The sequence below is a fragment of the Halomonas getboli genome (assembly GCF_023094245.1).
Classification (GTDB): Bacteria; Pseudomonadota; Gammaproteobacteria; order Pseudomonadales; family Halomonadaceae; genus Halomonas; species Halomonas getboli.
Window position 1 is genome coordinate 47,438 of the sequence record NZ_JALMEW010000009.1, and the last position, 18,930, is coordinate 66,367.

Consider the following 18,930-nt stretch of genomic DNA (forward strand, 5'->3'; position numbering starts at 1 on the left):
GCTGAAACCGGAAGGCCGTCGCCCGCGTATCCCCGATAAGCGACATCGCAGGACGCGAGGAGACGACATGACGGCACCCCACACGACCCGCTGCATCTGGCTGACCGGCGCGACATCCGGCATCGGCCGGGCCCTTGCCCTGCGTCTGCTCGATCAGGGCCATCGGGTCGCGCTCAGCGCCCGCCGACAGGAGTCCTTGCAGGAACTGGCCGGCGACCGCGACAACGCCCTGCTGCTGCCGCTGGACGTCAGCGACCGGGCTGCCGTGCTGGCCGCCGGCGACCGCATCGCCGCCCGCTTCGGCCACCTCGACCTGGCGATCCTCAACGCCGGCACCTGCGAATATCTCGAGGCCGGCCGCTTCGACGCCGCGCTGATCGAGCGCGTCTTCGCCACCAACTTCTTCGGCGCCCTGCACGGCGTGGAAGCGGCGCTGCCGCTGCTGCGTCAGGCCAGGGCCCAAGGCGGCCGGCCGCTGCTGGCCGCCACCTCCAGCGCCTCGGCCTATCTGCCGCTGCCGCGCGCCGAGGCCTACGGCGCCTCCAAGGCCGCGCTCAGCCACTTCCTGGAATCGCTGCGCCTCGATCTGGCCGGCGAGGGCATCGACGTCAGCCTCATTCATCCCGGCTTCGTGAAGACGCCGCTGACCGATCGCAACGACTTCCCGATGCCGATGCGAGTCAGCGTCGATCAGGCCGCCGAGGCGATCCTCGAGGGCCTCGAAGCCCACCGCCTCGACATCCACTTCCCGCGCCGCTTCACCCTGCCGCTGAAGCTGCTGGGCATCCTGCCACCGGGGCTGCGCTTCCGCCTCGGGCGGCGCCTGGCCCGCGGCACCGACACGGAGGCTTCGTCATGACGTCGCTCGCCACTCCCGCTTCTCCCCAGGGCCGCCAGCGCATCGCGGTGATCGGCAGCGGCATCGCCGGCATGACCGCCGGCTGGTATCTGTCCCGGCACCACGAGGTCACGCTGTTCGAAGCCGATACCCGTCTCGGCGGCCACACCGCGACCATGGACGTCGAGCTCGAGGGCCGTCACTACGCCATCGACACCGGCTTCATCGTCTTCAACGACTGGACCTATCCTCACTTCCGGCGTCTGCTGGCGACCCTCGGGGTGGAGAGCCAGGCCACCGAGATGAGCTTCTCGGTGCACGAGACGGCCCGCGACTTCGAGTACAACGGCCACAGCCTGCCGCGGCTGTTCGCCCAGTGGTCGAACCTGCTGCGGCCGAGCTTCCACGGGCTGCTGCGCGACATCCTGCGCTTCAACCGCGAGGCCACCCAGGCGATCGTCGACGACCGCCTGCCGGCGGACCTGACCCTGGGCGACTACCTGGATGCCGGCGGCTTCGGCGAGGGCTTCCAGCGCCACTACCTGCTGCCCATGGGCGCGGCGATCTGGTCGGCCAGTATCGGCGAGCTGCGCGCCTTCCCGGCCCGCTTCTTCGTGCGCTTCTTCCATCACCACGGCCTGCTGTCGGTCAACGAGCGTCCCCAGTGGTACACCCTGGTCGGCGGCTCGCGGGCCTACATTCCGGCGCTGACCGCGCCCTACGCCGAACGCATCCGGCTGGCCACGCCGGTACGCGGCCTGCGCCGCGAGGCCGACGGGGTGCACGTCCGCAGCGACGCCGGCGAGGAGCGCTTCGACCAGGTGGTGCTGGCCTGCCACGCCGACCAAGCGCTGGCGATGCTCGACGACGCCAGCCCCGCCGAGCGCCAGATCCTCGGCGCCCTGCCCTACCACGACAACGAGGTGGTGCTGCACACCGACACCCGCCTGCTGCCACGCCGCCGGCGCGCCTGGGCGAGCTGGAACTACCGGCTCGACGGCCGCGGCGACGATGCCCGGGTCTCGGTGACCTACGACATGAACATCCTGCAGCGCCTCGAGGCGCCGCACACCTTCTGCGTGACCCTCAACGACGGCGACAGCATCGATCCGGCCAGGGTACTCGGGCGCTACACCTACGCCCATCCGCAGTTCAGCCTCGCCGGCATGAACGCCCAGGCCCGCCACGCCGAGATCTCCGGGCCGGCCCGGCGCACCCACTTCTGCGGCGCCTACTGGCGCAACGGCTTCCACGAGGACGGCGTGTGGAGCGCACTGCGGGTCGCCCGGGCGCTGGGCTGCGATCCCGACGCGCCGGCCGGCGCCCGGGCGGCCACGGAGGTACCGGCATGATCCAGGCCCCGCGCTCGCGCATCTATCGCGGCTGGCTGCGCCATCGTCGCTTCCTGCCCCGCGCCCACGCCTTCCGCTACCGGCTGTGGATGGCCTGGCTCGACCTCGACGAGCTGCCGGAGCTGTTCGACGGCGTGCCCGGCTTCAGCGCCCGGCGCCCGGCGCTGGCCCGCTTCCGCCGCGAGGACTACCTGGCACCCCACGACCGGCCGCTCAAGGACGCCGTGCGCGCCGAGCTGACGCGGCTGCTGGGCGACGCCCCGGACGGCCGCATCTGCCTGCTCACCCAGCTGCGCACGCTGGGCGTGGGCTTCAACCCGGTGTCGCTCTACTACGCCTATGACGCCCGCGGCGAGTTGCGCGCCCTGCTCGGCGAGGTCAGCAACACGCCCTGGGGCGAACGCACCACCTACGCCTGCCGGGTCGAGCCGCGGCGCCACGGTCATCGCGCCGAGTTCGACAAGGCCATGCACGTCTCGCCGTTCAACCCCATGGACATGCGCTACCGCTGGCGCTTCGACAGTCCCGGCGAACGCCTGAACCTGAACATGGAGACCTGGCGCGGCGACGAGCGCCACTTCGACGCCACCCTGAGCCTGGAAGCGCGCCCGGCGACCCGAGGCGTGCTGCTGGCCACCCTGGCCCGCCATCCGGCGATGGCGCTGAAGACCGTCGCCGGCATCCACTTCGAGGCCCTGCGCCTGTGGCTCAAGCGCGTCCCGGTCCACGACCATCCCCGCCATCAGGAGAGTTCGCCGTGAATACACGCACCGCCAACGCCCGTCCACTGCCGGCCGAGGGCGACCGCCTGACGCGCTGGCTCAAGGCTCGCCTGCTGCCCCGGCTGGACCGTCTGGAAGGCGGCGAGATCACCCTGATCGAGGGCCATCAGCGCCACCGTCTGGGCCGCGGCGGCCCGCTCTCGGTGACCCTGGTGGTGCGCGACTCGCGGGCCTGGCGGCGCATGGCGCTGGGCGGCACCGTGGGCGCCGGCGAGGCCTACATGGACGGCGACTGGGACGCCGACGATCCGGTGGCGCTGGTGCGGCTGTTCGCCGCCAACCTGGAGCGGGTCAACGGCGAGATGGAAGGCGGCCTGGCGGGCCTCGGCCGCTGGCTGCTCGGCGCGCTCTACCGGCTGCAGCGCAACAGCCTGAGCGGCTCGCGGCGCAACATCGCCGCCCACTACGACATCGGCAACGACCTGTTCGCGACCTTCCTCGACCGCCGCCACTGGATGTATTCCAGCGCCGTCTTCCCCCGCGCCGGCGCCAGCCTCGAGGAGGCCTCGACCCACAAGCTCGACCTGATGCTCGAGCGCCTCGACGTGCGCCCGCATCATCACCTGCTGGAGATCGGCACCGGCTGGGGCGGGCTGGCCATCCACGCCGCCCGCACCCGCGGCTGCCGGGTCACCACCACCACCATCTCCGACGAGCAGTATGCCCACACCGCCCGGCGGCTGGCCGAGGAGGGGCTGGAGGATCGCGTCACCCTGCTCAAGCGCGACTACCGCGAACTGGAGGGTCGCTTCGACCGGCTGATCTCGGTGGAGATGATCGAGGCGGTCGGCCACCAGTACCTGACGACCTACCTGACCACCCTGGACCGGCTGCTCACCGACGACGGCCTGGCCATGCTGCAGGCCATCACCATTCGCGACCAGCGCTACGAGGCCGCCAAGCGCGAGATGGACTTCATCAAACGCTACATCTTCCCGGGTGGCTTCCTGCCCTCCCACCGCGTCATCCTCGACGGCCTGAGCCGGCACACCTCGCTGAACCTGGTGGGCCTGGACGAGATCGGCCAGCACTATGCGCGCACCCTGCGCGAGTGGCGCCACCGCTTCGAGGCCAACCTGGAGACCGTGCGCCGGCTGGGCTACGACGAGCGCTTCATCCGCATGTGGCGCTACTACCTGTGCTACTGCGAGGGCGGCTTCCTGGAGCGCACCATCGGCACCAGCCAGCTGCTGCTGGCCAAGCCCGGCGCGCGGCCGGCGCCGCTCTCGGGGGCGGTGTGAGGCGAGCGGTCTGGCGGGCGCTGGCCAACCTGGCCGGCTTCCAGCTCGGCTGGCTGGCCTGCGTGCTGGGCGGCAGCCTCGTGGGACTCGTCGTGGCGGGCGGGGTGATCGCGGCGCATCTGCGCTGGCAGGCGCGGCCGGGGGAGTGGCGCTGGCTGGCGGGCTTCGCGGCGCTGGGGCTGGTCGTCGACGGCGGCCTGGCGCTGGCCGGCGGCTTTCGTTTCCCGCCTGAGACCTTCCTGCTCGGGCCGCTACCGCTATGGCTATGGCTGCTGTGGCCGCTGTTCGCCACCCTGCTGCAGCATTCCCTGGCCTGGCTGTGGCGCCATCCCTGGCTGGCGGCGGCCGGCGGGGCGACCAGCGGGCCGCTGTCCTACTATGCCGGCGCCGCGTTGTCCGGCGTCACGCTCGCCCCCTGGCTGCTGGCCGCCGAGGCGCTGGCGTGGGCGGCGCTATGCCTGTGGCTGAGCCAACGACTCGGCCGACGAAGCGGTCTCACTCACTCCGACTAAGGCCTGCTCGCGCCAGCGCGCTTCCAGCGCCTCCACGGTCAGCGGGCGGTCGTAGAAGAAGCCCTGCACCAGCTCGCAGCCCACCGCGCGCAGGAAGTCGCGCTGGGCGGCGGTCTCCACGCCTTCGGCCACCACCTCCAACGCCAGCCCCCTGGCCATGGCCAGCACCGCATCGACGATGGCGGCGTCGGCGCGATCGTCCGGCAGGGCGCGCACGAAGGCGCGGTCGAGCTTGAGCTTGTCCAGCGGCAGATGCTTGAGATAGCCGAGCGACGAATAGCCGGTACCGAAGTCGTCGATGGCCACCGGGTGGCCGCGCTCGCGCAAGGCCTCCAGGCGCGGGGCCACGTCGCCGGCGCGCTCGTCGAGCAGCACCGATTCCGTCAGTTCCAGGCCCAGCCGCCGCGCCGACACCTGGTGGCGTGCCAGGCCGGCGGCCAGCGCCGCCTCCAGGTCGCCCTGGAACAGCTGCATGGCCGAGATGTTGATCCACACCGGCACCTCGGGCATGCCCTGGCGGCGCCAGTGGGCCATCTGGGCCAGGGCGTGGTCGATCACCCAGTTGCCCAGCGCCGCCATCAGGCCGTGGCGCTCGGCCAGGGGAATGAACTCGCCCGGCGAGATCATGCCGTCGCGGGGATGGCGCCAGCGCAGCAGCGCCTCGAGCCCGGCCAGGCCGTCGTCGGCGAGGCGGTACTGGGGCTGGTAGTGCAGCTCCAGCTGCCCGCCGGTGGCCAGGGCGTTGCGCAGCTCGTTGACCAGCGCCAGACGCGGCGCTTCCTGCACGTCCAGCGACGGGCGAAAGCGCAGGCAGTGGTTGCGGCCGTTGCGCTTGGCGGCGTAGAGGGCCGACTCCAGGCGCTGGAACAACACGCCGGATTCACGGCCGTCTTCCGGTGCGCGACAGCTGCCCACCGTCAGGCCCAGGCGCAGCGAATGGCCGTCGAGCTCGAAGGGCTCGCCCAGATGCGCCTGCAGGCCGGCCACCCACTGCTCATGGTCGTCGAAGGTGGTGGTGCGGATGACCAGGAACTCGTCGCCGCCGAGCCGCCCCACCACGCCGCCGGCCACCTGGCGCGCCAGCCGCTCGCCGAAGCGCGCCAGCAAACGGTCGCCGAGCTCAACGCCGAGGCCGTCGTTGATCTCCTTGAAGCCATCGATATCGAGCATCGCCATGTCCAGGCTCTCGCCGGCCTGGAGGTGGCGCAGCCGCGAGGTCAGCAGGTCGTGCAGGCGGCGTCGATTGGGCAGTCCGGTCAGGGGGTCCTCGAAGCCGATGCGACGCAGGTCGCGCTCGCGGGCCTTGCGCAGCGAAATATCGGAGAACAGGCACACGTAGTGGCGCACCCGTCCGCTTTCGTCGCTGACGGCCCGTACCTTGAGCCACTCGGGGTACTCGTCGCCCTGCTTGCGGCGGTTCCAGATCTCGCCTTCCCAGCGGCCGGTGCTCTGCAGGGTCTGCCAGTAGCGCTCGAAGAAGGCCGAATCGTGACGTGGCGCGGCCAGTGACGCAGCGTTCAGCCCCTGCACCTCCGCCTGCTCGTAGCCGGTGATCTGGGTGAAGGCGGGATTGACCGCCAGGATACGATTGGCGGCGTCGGTGACGATCACGCCCTCCTCGGTCACCGTCAGCGCCTCCTGGCCCAGCCGCGAGCGCAGACGCTCGAGGCGCACCTGGCGCCAGGCGTCCCACAGCCCGGTCGCGGCGATCAGCACGGCGGCCAGGCGCAGCCCGAGGTCGGGCAGCCAGACGCTGGCCGATGCCGCGGCCAGGGCAAGCCACAGCAGCGGGCGGTTCAGGGAAAGCACGGGCCACATGGCTTCGGCCTCGACTCGTCGACGTGAATGTGATGTCCTCCCGGCGCGGGAGAATCGCCTCCAACGTCTATCGACCGATGCGGACATAACTGTACCCCGGGCGTCGGAGAATCCCCCTACTTTGGCCGGCGTGCATTCAAAGAGCACGAACAGTAGACTAGGCGGGGCCGCCAGGGCGGCCCATGCCGTTTCGGTACGGCATACCACCATCTCGACACTCGGAACGATTCAGTGACCAAGCAACATTCCTTTGATCGCGAAGCACTGCTGGCATGCAGCCGTGGCGAGCTGTTCGGCCCCGGCAACGCCCAACTGCCGGCACCCAACATGCTGATGCTCGACCGCATCGCGCACATCCATGAAGAGGGTGGCGAACACGGCAAGGGCGAACTGATCGCCGAGCTGGATATCCGCCCGGACCTGTGGTTCTTCGACTGCCACTTCCCCGGCGATCCGGTGATGCCGGGCTGCCTGGGCCTCGACGCCATGTGGCAGCTGGTCGGCTTCTACTTGGGCTGGCTGGGTCACCCGGGCCGCGGGCGCGCCCTGGGCTGCGGCGAGGTCAAGTTCAGCGGCCAGATCCTGCCGGATGCCGAGAAGGTGACCTACCGCATCAACATCAAGCGCATCATCACCCGGCGCCTGATTCTGGGCATCGCCGACGGCACCGTGTCCGTCGACGGCCGCGACATCTATCAGGCCAATGACCTGCGGGTCGGCCTGTTCACCTCCACCGCGAATTTCTGATCAGGAGGCTCCCATGCGACGAGTGGTAGTCACCGGCCTGGGCATCGTGTCCTGCCTGGGCAACGACGCAACACAGGTTCTCGACGCCCTGCGCACCGGGCGCTCAGGCATTCGCTTCAAGGATGAATACGCCGAGCTCGGCTTCCGCAGCCAGGTGGCCGGCGTCGTCGACATCGATCTCGACGCCCTGGTCGACCGCAAGCTGCGCCGCTTCATGGGCGACGCCGCCGCCTACGCCTATGTCAGCATGGCCCAGGCGGTCGAGGACTCCGGCCTCAGCCCGGAGCAGGTCTCCAACGAGCGCACCGGCCTGATCGCCGGCTCCGGCGGCGCCTCCAGCGCCAACCAGGTCGAAGCCGCCGACGTAATGCGCCAGAAGGGCCTGCGCCGCGTGGGACCCTATCGGGTCACCCGCACCATGGGCAGCACCGTGTCCGCCTGCCTGGCCACGCCGTTCAAGATCAAGGGCGTGAACTACTCCATCTCCTCCGCCTGCGCCACCTCGGCGCACTGCATCGGCAGCGCCATGGAGCAGATCCAGCTGGGCAAGCAGGACGTGGTCTTTGCCGGCGGCGGCGAGGAAGAGCACTGGACGCTGTCCTGCCTGTTCGACGCCATGGGCGCGCTCTCGACCCACTACAACGAGACGCCCGAAAAGGCCTCCCGCCCCTATGACCAGGCCCGCGACGGCTTCGTCATCGCCGGCGGCGGCGGCATGCTGGTGCTCGAGGAGCTGGAGCACGCCAAGGCCCGCGGCGCCAAGATCTACGCCGAGCTGGTCGGCTACGGCGCCACCTCCGACGGCGTCGACATGGTCGCCCCGTCCGGCGAGGGCGCGGTGCGCTGCATGCGCCAGGCCATGGCCACGGTCGACGGCGACATCGACTACATCAACACCCACGGCACCTCCACCCCGGTCGGCGACGTCGCCGAGCTGAAGGCGGTGCGCGAGGTGTTCGGCGACTCCACGCCGGCGATGAGCTCCACCAAGTCGCTGACCGGCCACTCGCTGGGCGCCACCGGTGTACAGGAAGCGATCTACTCGCTGCTGATGATGGAGAATGACTTCATCGCCGCCTCTGCCAACGTGGAGCAGCTGGACGAGCAGGCCGACGGCTTCGACATCGTCACCGAGACCCGCGACGCCAAGGTCGAGCGCGTGCTGTCCAACAGCTTCGGCTTCGGTGGCACCAACGCCTGCCTGGTGCTGGAGAAGTATCGCGACTGACCCGCGCTCATCGCCGCGGCCTGAACGAGCGCCGCGGCGGTACATATCCAGCGGTACATATAAAGAGAGGCGCCCCGCGGGGCGCCTCTCTTTTTTCATGCCTGGCATGCCCGGCTGGCGGCCGGGGCAGGTCAGCTCGCTGCCGTTTCCCCCACGCTCGCCGCGGCGCTCTCGTCGCGGGGGCGCGGCACCTCGGAGATCTCGGCCAGCTGCGCCTCGATCCAGGCCTCGGTCTCGACCAGCACCTCTTCCGGGGTGCGGCCAACGGTCTCGATCGGCTCGCCCACCACCAGCGTCAGCCGCCCGGGACGCTTGACCCAGTGGCGGCCCGGCCAGCGTTCCCCGGCGTTGTGCGCCACCGGCACCACCGGCTTGCCGGCGCGGCAGGCGATCACCGCCCCGCTCTTGTTGTAACGGCGGCGCTTGCCGGGCTCGACCCGCGTGCCCTCGGGAAAGATCAGCACCGAGAGTCCCTCCTCGAGGCGGGCCTTGCCCTGGGTCAGCACCTGCTTCATGGCCCGGGCCGGCTTGGAGCGGTCCAGGGCGATGGGGTGCAGCAGCCGCAGCCCCCAGCCGAAGATCGGGATGCTCAGCAGCTCCTTCTTGAGCACCGTGCACACCGGCGGCTTGAGCAGCTGCAGGTAGACGGTCTCCCATTCGCTCTGATGGTTGGACAACAGCACGCAGGGGCCCTCGGGCAGCCGCTCGCGGCCGCGGATCTCGTAGCGCACCCCGCAAGCCAACCGGAACCAGGCGATGATGAAGTGGTTGTAGAGATTGAGCAGGCGATAGCGCGAACGCAGCGGCAGCAGCGGCGCCGGCGGCAAGAACAGCACGCCGCACACCAGCATGGCAATGAAGTAACCGATATAGAAGATGATGCTGCGGATCACGCTCATGTCTCGCGGGTCTCCTCGGCGGGGCGGGCATCGTCGTCGCGCGCCAGGCACCAGATGTCGAGCATGCGCCCCACCTCGAGCCGCCAGGGCTTCTGGTGAACGCCGAAGACGTCGAGCACCCGCCGGCAGTTCAGCACTCGGCGCAGCGGCTGGTCATGGTGATGGCTGAGCGCCTTGACGCCGCCCAGCTCGACCGTCTCGCCCTGCCCTTCGAGGCGGGTAGCCAGCTGGGTGCGTACCATCGACACGAAGGTGTAGGCGCTGACCGGCTCGGTGCCGGCCAGATGGTAACTGCCCCAGGCATCGGCGCCGCAGCCCTGCTGCTGGAGCATGCCGATCAGCGCCATGGCCACCGAATCGGCGGAGGTCGGGCAGAAGATGACGTCGTTCTCGGCGCGCAGCTCGTTGCCGCTGACCAGGGTATCGAGCAGCTCGCCCAGCCAGGCGTGGCCGCCTTCCAGAGCGAACAGCGGCCCCAGGCGCACGATCAGATGGCGCGGCAGCTCGGCGCGGATGCGCTCGCCGGTGGCGACCAGGCGCCGCAGCCCCTCGTCGCGGGGCGCGGGCACCACGTGCTCGTCGATGGGCTCCTCGTGCCCGTCCTCGTAGAGCTGATCGGACACGCACCACACCAGCGGCACGTCCCGCTCGCGACAGGCCATCATGCAGGCCTCCACGGCCTCGGCGTGGGCGGTCACGGCGGCCGGGGCGTCGGTGAGCGGGCGCGACAGCGGCGGGATCAGCAGCGCATCGGGGCGCACCTCGTCGAGGCGCTCCGGCGACAGGCCCGGCTCGATGACCAGTGTCACGTCGGTGCGGCGATTGGCCTCGCGCGCCATGGCGAGGCTCAGGCAGTGTCCGGCGTCCAGGATCAGCAGCTTCACGATGACTCCTCGGGGCTGGGCGTCGGGATCGCGGCGACCACGACTCACCAGACGGCGACCATCTTGGAACCCATGACGGAGGGGCATCCTGAAACAGGACGCCCCTCCGTCGGCAATCGCGCCACTATACCATTACCGCCCGCCGTCATGGCAGCGGCGGCACGCCGCCGGCCAGCGCAAGCGCCCAAAGACACGGGGCCAGGCATGGCCCGGCCCCGTCGTTCGAGCAGACCGCGCCCCCGCGGTCTGCCGCCTTGCGCTACAGCATCCAGTCGATGGGCAGCACCGAGATGAACGTCACCCAGCCGCGCCGCAGCAGCCCCACGTTGGGCTCGCTGTGGTGACGAATCGTGCCGTCGTCGGTGCGCTCCAGCCACACCAGGTCGTCGTTGTCGTCGAGGCGCACCTCGTAGGCGTTGCCGGGGATGTCTTCGCGGAAGACCTCGGCCATCTCCTGGGCGAGTTCGGGGCTCTCGATGACGAAGCCGAGCTCGGTATTGAGCTTCGCGGAGCGTGGATCGAAGTTGAAGGAGCCGACGAACAGACGCTTTCCATCGACGGAGAAGGTCTTGGCGTGCAGGCTGGCGCCCTTGCTGCCGAAGGGGCCCGCCGCCTCGCTGCGCCCCGGCGCGCCGGGCTGGCGCTTGAGTTCGAACAGCCTGACGCCGGCCTCCAGCAGCTCGCGACGATGCTTGGCATAGCCGGCGTGCACCGCCCCGACGTCGGTGGCTTCCAGGGCATTGGTGAGGATGGTGACGTCGACGCCGTGGGCCTCCAGATCGGTGAACAGGCGAGTGCCCTTGTCCATCGGCACGAAGTAGGGCGACACCAGATAGACCGCCTGTTCCGGCGGCCCCAGCAGCCCACGGATGCGTCCGGTCAGCAGCGCCTCGTCGTCGGCTTCGCCCAGGCCCTTGGCCGGATCGTCGCTGACCATCTTGGCCTCGGCCCAGATCAGCGGCAGCCGGCCCTCGCGCAGTCGCTGTATCAGCGGCTCCTCCTCCAGCGCTTGCAGATAGCCCCGAGCCTCGGGCTGGGCGAGCAGCTCGTCGAGCTGCGCCTCGAGGCGCGCGGTGCCCTCGCGACCCGCCGAGTCGATCAGGCGGCTGGCCGGATAGGCGGAGCGGCTCGACCAGTAGCGGTCGAAATCGCTCGAGACGTCCTGCACGATCGGGCCGATAGCGAGCACGTCCAGGTCGGAGAAGGCCATGTCCGTGGCCGCGCCGAAATACTCGTCGCCGATGTTGCGGCCGCCGATGATGGTGGCCTGATTGTCCGCGGTGAAGGACTTGTTGTGCATGCGCCGGTTGGCGCGGGAGAAGTCGGTGAGGTAGCCCACGAAGCGCGGCGAGCGGATCACGAACGGATTGAACAGCCGGACCTCGATGTTAGGATGCGCGTCGAGCGCGGCCAGCTTGTGGTCCAGCCCGGTGGTGTTGGTGTCGTCAAGCAGCATGCGCACCCGTACGCCGCGGTCGGCCGCGTCCAGCAGGGCGCGATACAGCAGCGAGCCGGTGATGTCGTCATGCCAGATGTAGTACTGCACATCGAGGGTCCGCTCCGCCGACTCGGCCAGCAGCAGCCGCGCCGCGAAGGCGTCGCGCGCGTTGCGCAGCGCGTGGAAGCCGTCGATGTCGTCATGCTGGGCCACCAGCGGCGACACCATCTCGCCCAGCGCCGTCTGCCGGGCCTGCGCTACCGGCAGCTGCTGCGTCTCGCTTCGCCCTTCCAACGGCGGCAGGGGGCTGCACCCCGTCAGCCACAGCAGCATCGCCAAGGCCAGCCACACGCTGGCCTGGCTCGAACGTCCCGGGAAAGATCGTGTCATGGCAAGGACTCCTGTCGGCACCTCCCTCCACCATAGCGGTTATCGACGGTGACGATGTCCCTGCGCCACCACGCAGCGCCAACGCAGACACGACAACATAGAAACGACAACGCCCTGCCATGGCAGGGCGTCGTGCAACAGCGCCGGGAACGAGCCGAGCCTAGAACGGGATCTCGTCGTCGAAGTCGTCGAAGCTGCCCGGATCCGGCGCGCCGAAGTTGCCGCCCTGCTGCTGGCCGCCGCCCTGGTTGGGGGCCGGCTGGGGGGCCGGGCGCTGACCGCCGCCCTGCTGCTGACCGCCGCCCTGCTGCTGACCGCCGAAGCCGCCGCCCTGCTGGGGCTGACCGCCCGGGGGCTGGCCATAGTTGCCGCCCTGCTGCTGGCCGCCGAAGCCGCCGCCCTGCGGCTGACCGCCCTGGGGCTGACCATAGTTGCCGCCCTGCTGGCGCGGCTGGCCGCCGCCGAAGCCACCCGGCTGGCCGCCGCCCATCTCGCCGCTGCGCGAATCGAGCATCTGCATGTCGTTGGCGACGATCTCGGTGGAGTACTTGTCGACGCCGTTCTGATCCTGCCACTTGCGCGTCTGCAGGCGGCCCTCGACGTAGACCCGGGAGCCCTTGCGCAGGTACTGCTGGGAGATCTCGGCCAGCTTGTTGAACATCACCACCCGGTGCCACTCGGTGCGCTCCTGGCGCTGGCCGCTCTGGCGATCCATCCAGGTATCGGTGGTCGCGAGGTTGAGGTTGGCCACGGCGGTGCCGGACGGGGTGAAGCGCACCTCGGGGTCTTGTCCGAGATTGCCGATGAGAATGACCTTGTTGACGCCACGGGCCATGGTTGACTCCTTGATTCTGTCGGAAGGCGGACCACCGGGCAGGCCCCGGCGACGAACCCGGCCTCCCGGAACGCTCGAATGCATGTAGATGAACGCGCCGGGCCACGACCGGCGCGCGAAAGACCGATGCCGATACTATACGCGAGTTCCCGCCTCGACGCCGCCGAGCGACGAAGCGCGATCAGCGTGATCCGGTCAGCCGCGACAGGGCCTCGGTATCCAGCCGCTCGCGGTCGACCTTGAGATAGGCCAGGCGCTCCTCGGGCACCACCAGCACGTCCTCGACGCCGGCCACGGCGGCGAAGCGCGCCATCAGGGCATCGAGGGCATCGTCCTGCTGCTCCTCGGCCAGCGCCACCACCTCGCTAGAGAGATGGCGCGGCGGCGTCATGCCGAGCATGAACACGAACCAGGCCAGCCCGATCACGGCCACGCCGAGGAACACCGCCGTCAGGCCGAAGTGCTGCGACAGGAAACCGCCCAGCACGCCGCCGAGAAAAGCGCCCAGGAACTGGCTGGTGGAGTACAGTCCCATGGCGGTGCCCTTGGCACCGGCCGGCGCCAGCTTGCTGATCATCGACGGCAGCGTGGCCTCGAGCAGATTGAACGAGGTGAAGAAGGCGAACAGCCAGCCGATCAGCCCCATCAGGCCGTGTCCCTCGAGGCCCAGCCCCAGCAGGCTGGCGACGATGACGCCGATGGCCCCCAGGCACATCAGCTTCATCTTGCGGCGCTTCTCGGCGACGATGACCAGCGGCACCATGGCCACGAAGGACAGGCCCATCACGCCGAGATAGACCAGGCCATGGTGGGACTCGGCGATGCCGGCGTCGACCAGCCGGAACGGCACGGCAACGAAGATCGCCATCAGGATCAGGTGCAGGCCGAAGATGGAGGCGTTGAGCCGCCACAGGTCGAGGCGCCCGACGAGTCCCTTGAGCTGGCCGCGGTCGATGCCCACGTCCTGGTGCCCGCGCCGCTGCGGCGCCCGGGGCACCAGCTTCCACAGCACGCCGAGCCCCAGCGCCGCCAGGCCGGCGGTGAACCAGAACACGCCGGACAGCCCGAAGTGCGACGACACCAGCGGCCCCAGCACCATCGCCACCGCGAAGGCCACGCCGATCGACAGCCCGATGGTGGCCATGGCGGCGGTGCGCACCTGCTCGCGGGTCTGGTCCGCCAGCAGCGCCATGATGGCTGCAGCCACGGCGCCGCTGCCCTGCAGGCAGCGGCCCAGGATGATGCCGGCGATGCTGTCGGCCTGGGCCGCCACCACGCTGCCGATCAGGAACAGCACCAGCCCGCCGGCGATCACCGGCTTGCGCCCGATGCGGTCGGACAGCAGGCCGAAGGGGATCTGCAGCACGGCCTGGGTGAGGCCGTAGATACCCAGTGCGAACCCGACCAGCAGCGGCGTCGCGCCGATCAGTTCCTCGGCCTTGAGCGCCAGGATGGGCAGCACCATGAACAGGCCGAGCATGCGCGTGGCATAGAGCCCGGCCAGACCGACGATGGCTCGCCGCTCGGCGGCTAACAGTAAGCTGGCCTTGGACATAGAGATTCCAGTGCTTCTGAGGGAGGGCGCGGGGCCCTGGAGATGATGGAGGCACATTCTACCGCTTCGCGGCGGCACACGAAACGCTCGCTCCGGCGACTTTGCCGCACTCCCGGCCGGGCCCGTATAATCGATCTTTTGCCGCGGCCCACGAGGTAGGAATGGACAGGATTCTGGTCAGGGGTGCCCGCACCCACAACCTCAAGCAGATCGACGTCGAGCTGCCTCGGGACAAGCTGATCGTGGTCACCGGACTGTCGGGCTCCGGCAAGTCGTCGCTGGCCTTCGACACCCTCTATGCCGAGGGCCAGCGGCGCTACGTTGAGTCGCTCTCTACCTATGCCCGACAGTTCCTGTCGATGATGGAAAAACCCGACGTCGACCACATCGAGGGCCTGTCGCCGGCGATCTCCATCGAGCAGAAATCGACCTCCCACAACCCGCGCTCCACCGTGGGTACCATCACCGAGATCTACGACTACCTGCGCCTGCTGTTCGCCCGCGCCGGCACGCCGCGCTGCCCCGAGCACGGCGAGGATCTCGAGGCCCAGACCATCTCGCAGATGGTCGATCAGGTGCTGGCCCTGCCCGAGGGCAGCAAGCTGATGCTGCTGGCCCCGGTGGTCAGCGGCCGCAAGGGCGAGCACCTGCAGCTGCTGGCCGAGCTGCGCGCCCAGGGCTTCGTGCGCGCCATGGTCGACGGCCAGGTGCTCGAGCTCGACGATATCGCCCCGCTCGACAAGAACAGGAAGCACGACATCAGCGTGGTGGTGGATCGCATCAAGGTCCGCGAGGGCCTGGAACAGCGCCTGGCCGAGTCCTTCGAGACCGCCCTGGGGCTAGCCGACGGCACCGCGGTGATCCACTTCATGGACGGCGAGCGCGAGGACCTCGCCTTCTCCTCGCGCTTCGCCTGCCCGGTGTGCGGCTACTCGATCTCCGAGCTCGAGCCGCGGATGTTCTCGTTCAACAACCCGGCCGGCGCCTGCTCGAGCTGCGACGGCCTGGGCGTGCAGCAGTATTTCGACCCGGACAAGCTGATCAGCCATCCCGAGCTGTCGCTGGCCGAGGGCGTGATCAAGGGCTGGGACCGGCGCAGCGTCTACTACTTCAATCAGCTCCAGGCGGTGGCGGACCACTACCGTTTCACCCTGGAGACGCCCTGGCAGGACCTGGCCCGCCACGAACGCGAGGTCATCCTGCACGGCAGCGGCAACGACGACATCGCCTTCCACTACGTCAACGACCGCGGCCGCAAGGTCACCCGCGAGCATCCCTTCGAGGGCGTGCTGCCCAACATGCAGCGCCGCTACCGCGAGACCGAGTCCAGTTCGGTGCGCGAGGAGCTGGCCCGCCACATCGCCGTGCAGCCCTGCCCGACCTGCCACGGCTCGCGGCTGCGCAAGGAGTCGCGCCACGTCTACATCGACGACCGGACCCTGCCCGACGTGGTGCGCCTGCCGATCGGCGAGGGGCTGTCCTACTTCCAGGCCCTGACGCTGCCGGGTCGCAAGGGGGAGATCGCCGAGAAGATCCTCAACGAGATCCGCGCGCGCCTCGAGTTCCTGGTCAACGTCGGGCTCGACTACCTCAACCTGGAACGCAGCGCCGAGACCCTGTCCGGCGGCGAGGCCCAGCGCATCCGCCTGGCCAGCCAGATCGGCGCCGGCCTGGTCGGGGTGATGTACATCCTCGACGAGCCCTCCATCGGTCTGCACCAGCGCGACAACGACCGCCTGCTCCACACCCTCGAGCACCTGCGCGACCTGGGCAACACCGTGATCGTAGTCGAGCACGACGAGGACGCCATCCGCGCCGCCGACCACGTGCTCGACATCGGGCCCGGTGCCGGCGTCCACGGCGGCCGGGTGGTGGCCGAGGGCACGCCCGAGCAGGTCATGGCCACGCCGGACTCACTGACCGGCCAGTACCTGTCCGGCGAGAAGCGCATCGAGGTACCGCCCTGGCGAATCCCCGGCAACCCCGAGAAGCAGGTGGTGCTGCACGGCGCCCGCGGCAACAACCTGCAGGACGTGACCCTGACGCTGCCGCTGGGGCTGTTCGTGTGCGTGACCGGAGTCTCCGGCTCCGGCAAGTCGACGCTGATCAACTCGACGCTGATGCCGATCGCCGCCCGCGAGCTCAACCGCGCCACGGCGCTGACCCCGGCGGCCCACGACCGCATCGAGGGCCTCGAGCACCTGGACAAGGTGATCGACATCGACCAGAGCCCGATCGGCCGCACGCCGCGATCCAACCCGGCCACCTACACCGGCATCTTCACACCGATCCGCGAGCTGTTCGCCGGCACCCAGGAGGCGCGCTCGCGCGGCTACAAGCCCGGCCGCTTCTCGTTCAACGTCAAGGGCGGGCGCTGCGAGGCCTGTCAGGGCGAGGGCATGATCAAGGTGGAGATGCACTTCCTGCCGGACATCTACGTGCCCTGCGACGTCTGCAAGGGCAAGCGCTACAACCGCGAGACCCTGGAGGTGCAGTACAAGGGCAAGAGCATCGACGAGGTGCTGGAGATGACCGTCGAGGAGGCGCTGGAATTCTTCAGCCCGGTGCCGGCCATCGCCCGCCGCCTGCAGACGCTGATGGACGTCGGCCTGTCCTACATCCGCCTGGGCCAGAGCGCCACCACGCTGTCCGGCGGCGAGGCCCAGCGCGTCAAGCTGGCCCGCGAGCTGGCCAAGCGCGACACCGGCAAGACCCTCTACATCCTCGACGAGCCCACCACCGGCCTGCATTTCGAGGACATCCGCCAGCTGCTGACGGTGCTCCACCGCCTGCGCGATCACGGCAACACCATCGTGGTGATCGAGCATAACCTGGACGTGATCAAGACCGCCGACTGGCTGATCGACCTCGGCCCCGAGGGCGGCTCCGGCGGCGGGCGTATCATCGCCGAAGGCACGCCGGAACAGGTCGCCCGTCAGGAGGTCTCGCACACCGGCCGCTTCCTGCAACCGCTGCTGGAGCGCGCGGCCTCCGCCGCGCGAGATATCACTCCCGCCTGACCGCGTCGTTCGCCGCCGATCCGAGCGATCGGCGGCGAACGGGGCAGAATCTGCTAGCTTTTCCAGAGACGCCCCTCTTCCGCCTCTTCGTCTCTGGAGACCGCCCATGCCTCTCGTCACCTCCCGTACGCCCGTCCGGACCGCCACGCGGCTGCTGAGCGGAGCGGCGCTATGCCTGGCCCTGGCGGCGCCTCAGGCCCAGGCCGATGGGACCACGGCCTCGCTCTACCTGTGGGGCACCGACGTCGACCAGACGCTGAAGGGCGGCACGCGCCTCGAGACCAGCCGCCAGACAGTGATGGAGAATCTGGAGTTCGGCCTGATGGGCACGCTGGTGTATCGCCGCGGCCCCTGGCTCTATGGCTTCGACGGCCTCTACGCCGACATCGGCAAGGACGCCGACGTCGACGTGCCGGTGGAAAGCGGGGAGCCCGAGGGGGCTGAGTCCATCGAGACGGCGCTGGACTTCACCACCAAGACGGTCATGGCTCACGCCTTCATCGGCCATCAGTGGTATCGCGACGCGAACTGGTCCGTCTACGGCACCGGCGGTCTCCGCTACACCCGCTTCGAGACCGAGCTCACCGTGGCCACCGACGAAAGTGCCCGGCGCTTCGACACCGAGGACAACCTCACCGACGCCACCTTCGGCCTGCGTGGCCATTACAGCTTCACGCCCCACTGGTCCACGCCCTTCATCGTCGACGTCGGCACCGGCAGCACCGAGGTCAGCCTGCAGGCCTTCACCGCCGCCGAGTACGCCTGGGGGAGCAGCAGCGTGACGGCGGGCTATCGCTACATGAAGTGGCGGCTCGACGACAGCGACTTCCTCGACGAGGTCATCTACGAAGGGCCGGTGGTGGCCTACAGCTACCGTTTCTGATCCAGCGGCCCCGGACACATAAAAAAATAGCGACATAAAAAAACCGGCTCCCCGAGGGGAGCCGGTTTGGTGCCGGACCGTGAGGTCGCGCGCGAGGATCAATCCTCGGCGGCTTCCTCGACGACCGGACGGTCGACCAGTTCGACGTAGGCCATGGGGGCGTTGTCGCCAGCGCGGAAACCGCACTTGAGCACGCGGACGTAGCCGCCCGGGCGATTGGCGTAACGCGGACCCAGCTCGTTGAAGAGCTTGCCGACCGCTTCCTTGGAGCGGGTGCGGCTGAAGGCCAGACGACGGTTGGCGACGCTGTCCTGCTTGGCCAGAGTGATGAGCGGCTCGATGTGACGACGCAGCTCTTTGGCCTTGGGCAGGGTTGTCTTGATCACCTCGTGCTCGACCAGCGACACGCTCATGTTCTTGAACATGGCCTGGCGGTGCGAGCTGGTGCGATTCAGATGACGACCACTCTTACGATGACGCATGGTTGTGATTCCTTACCAAACTGGGA

General features: G+C 69.4%; 16 protein-coding genes. 9 read left to right on the forward strand and 7 right to left on the reverse strand.

Features of this window, described 5'->3' with window-relative positions:
- The first annotated feature begins 67 nt into the window (after positions 1-67).
- The 5 genes from MYL53_RS15725 to MYL53_RS15745 are packed head-to-tail and all read left to right on the forward strand — an operon-like array spanning position 68 to position 4,725.
- On the forward strand, positions 68-859 hold the full coding sequence (locus MYL53_RS15725) for an SDR family NAD(P)-dependent oxidoreductase (RefSeq protein WP_247854899.1): 792 nt from the start codon (positions 68-70) through the stop codon (positions 857-859).
- The gene (locus tag MYL53_RS15730; protein WP_247854901.1) at positions 856-2,190 is read left to right on the forward strand and encodes an NAD(P)/FAD-dependent oxidoreductase; all 1,335 of its coding nucleotides are present in this window, start codon (positions 856-858) and stop codon (positions 2,188-2,190) included. The genes MYL53_RS15725 and MYL53_RS15730 overlap by 4 nt, the downstream gene beginning before the upstream one ends.
- Positions 2,187-2,951 (forward strand): DUF1365 domain-containing protein, encoded by a 765-nt coding sequence (locus MYL53_RS15735; RefSeq protein WP_247854903.1) that lies wholly within the window; start codon positions 2,187-2,189, stop codon positions 2,949-2,951. Before MYL53_RS15730 ends, MYL53_RS15735 begins: the two co-directional genes overlap by 4 nt.
- The gene (locus tag MYL53_RS15740) at positions 2,948-4,213 is read left to right on the forward strand and encodes a class I SAM-dependent methyltransferase (protein ID WP_247854905.1); all 1,266 of its coding nucleotides are present in this window, start codon (positions 2,948-2,950) and stop codon (positions 4,211-4,213) included. Before MYL53_RS15735 ends, MYL53_RS15740 begins: the two co-directional genes overlap by 4 nt.
- A complete protein-coding gene (locus MYL53_RS15745; protein WP_247854906.1) occupies positions 4,210-4,725 on the forward strand; it encodes a DUF2878 domain-containing protein in 516 nt (171 codons plus the stop codon). The genes MYL53_RS15740 and MYL53_RS15745 overlap by 4 nt, the downstream gene beginning before the upstream one ends.
- On the opposite strand, the gene MYL53_RS15750 is transcribed toward MYL53_RS15745, so the two are convergent.
- The gene (locus MYL53_RS15750) at positions 4,666-6,543 is read right to left on the reverse strand and encodes a putative bifunctional diguanylate cyclase/phosphodiesterase (protein WP_247854907.1); all 1,878 of its coding nucleotides are present in this window, start codon (positions 6,541-6,543) and stop codon (positions 4,666-4,668) included. The two genes, MYL53_RS15745 and MYL53_RS15750, sit on opposite strands and share 60 nt — an antisense overlap.
- 231 nt (positions 6,544-6,774) lie before the next feature.
- Between MYL53_RS15750 and fabA the strand changes: the two genes are divergently transcribed.
- A complete protein-coding gene (gene fabA / locus MYL53_RS15755) occupies positions 6,775-7,290 on the forward strand; it encodes a 3-hydroxyacyl-[acyl-carrier-protein] dehydratase FabA (RefSeq protein ID WP_016856387.1) in 516 nt (171 codons plus the stop codon).
- A gap of 13 nt (positions 7,291-7,303) precedes the next feature.
- Entirely contained in the window at positions 7,304-8,518 is a 1,215-nt protein-coding gene (fabB, locus tag MYL53_RS15760; RefSeq protein ID WP_247854908.1) for a beta-ketoacyl-ACP synthase I, read from the forward strand.
- A 131-nt stretch (positions 8,519-8,649) separates the two neighbouring features.
- On the opposite strand, the gene MYL53_RS15765 is transcribed toward fabB, so the two are convergent.
- The 5 genes from MYL53_RS15765 to MYL53_RS15785 form a co-directional block, all read right to left on the reverse strand.
- Entirely contained in the window at positions 8,650-9,417 is a 768-nt protein-coding gene (locus MYL53_RS15765) for a lysophospholipid acyltransferase family protein (RefSeq protein WP_247854910.1), read from the reverse strand.
- The gene (locus tag MYL53_RS15770; RefSeq protein ID WP_247854911.1) at positions 9,414-10,301 is read right to left on the reverse strand and encodes a sugar nucleotide-binding protein; all 888 of its coding nucleotides are present in this window, start codon (positions 10,299-10,301) and stop codon (positions 9,414-9,416) included. Before MYL53_RS15770 ends, MYL53_RS15765 begins: the two co-directional genes overlap by 4 nt.
- 259 nt (positions 10,302-10,560) lie before the next feature.
- Positions 10,561-12,129: a phospholipase D family protein gene (locus MYL53_RS15775; protein ID WP_247854913.1), complete on the reverse strand. Its 1,569-nt coding sequence runs from the start codon at positions 12,127-12,129 to the stop codon at positions 10,561-10,563.
- A 160-nt stretch (positions 12,130-12,289) separates the two neighbouring features.
- On the reverse strand, positions 12,290-12,964 hold the full coding sequence (gene ssb, locus MYL53_RS15780) for a single-stranded DNA-binding protein (RefSeq protein WP_247854915.1): 675 nt from the start codon (positions 12,962-12,964) through the stop codon (positions 12,290-12,292).
- Positions 12,965-13,145: 181 nt separating this feature from the next.
- Positions 13,146-14,519, reverse strand: coding sequence for an MFS transporter (locus MYL53_RS15785; RefSeq protein WP_247854917.1), 1,374 nt, complete (start codon positions 14,517-14,519; stop codon positions 13,146-13,148).
- Positions 14,520-14,680: 161 nt separating this feature from the next.
- On the opposite strand from MYL53_RS15785, the gene uvrA reads away from it, so the two are divergent.
- Positions 14,681-17,539, forward strand: coding sequence for an excinuclease ABC subunit UvrA (gene uvrA / locus MYL53_RS15790; protein ID WP_247854918.1), 2,859 nt, complete (start codon positions 14,681-14,683; stop codon positions 17,537-17,539).
- A gap of 106 nt (positions 17,540-17,645) precedes the next feature.
- Positions 17,646-18,422, forward strand: coding sequence for a hypothetical protein (locus tag MYL53_RS15795; RefSeq protein WP_247854919.1), 777 nt, complete (start codon positions 17,646-17,648; stop codon positions 18,420-18,422).
- Positions 18,423-18,520: 98 nt separating this feature from the next.
- Here the strand turns inward: MYL53_RS15795 and rplQ are convergent, their stop codons facing one another.
- Positions 18,521-18,904, reverse strand: a complete 384-nt coding sequence (rplQ, locus tag MYL53_RS15800; protein WP_247854920.1) for a 50S ribosomal protein L17 — start codon at positions 18,902-18,904, stop codon at positions 18,521-18,523.
- Positions 18,905-18,930: the final 26 nt, after the last annotated feature.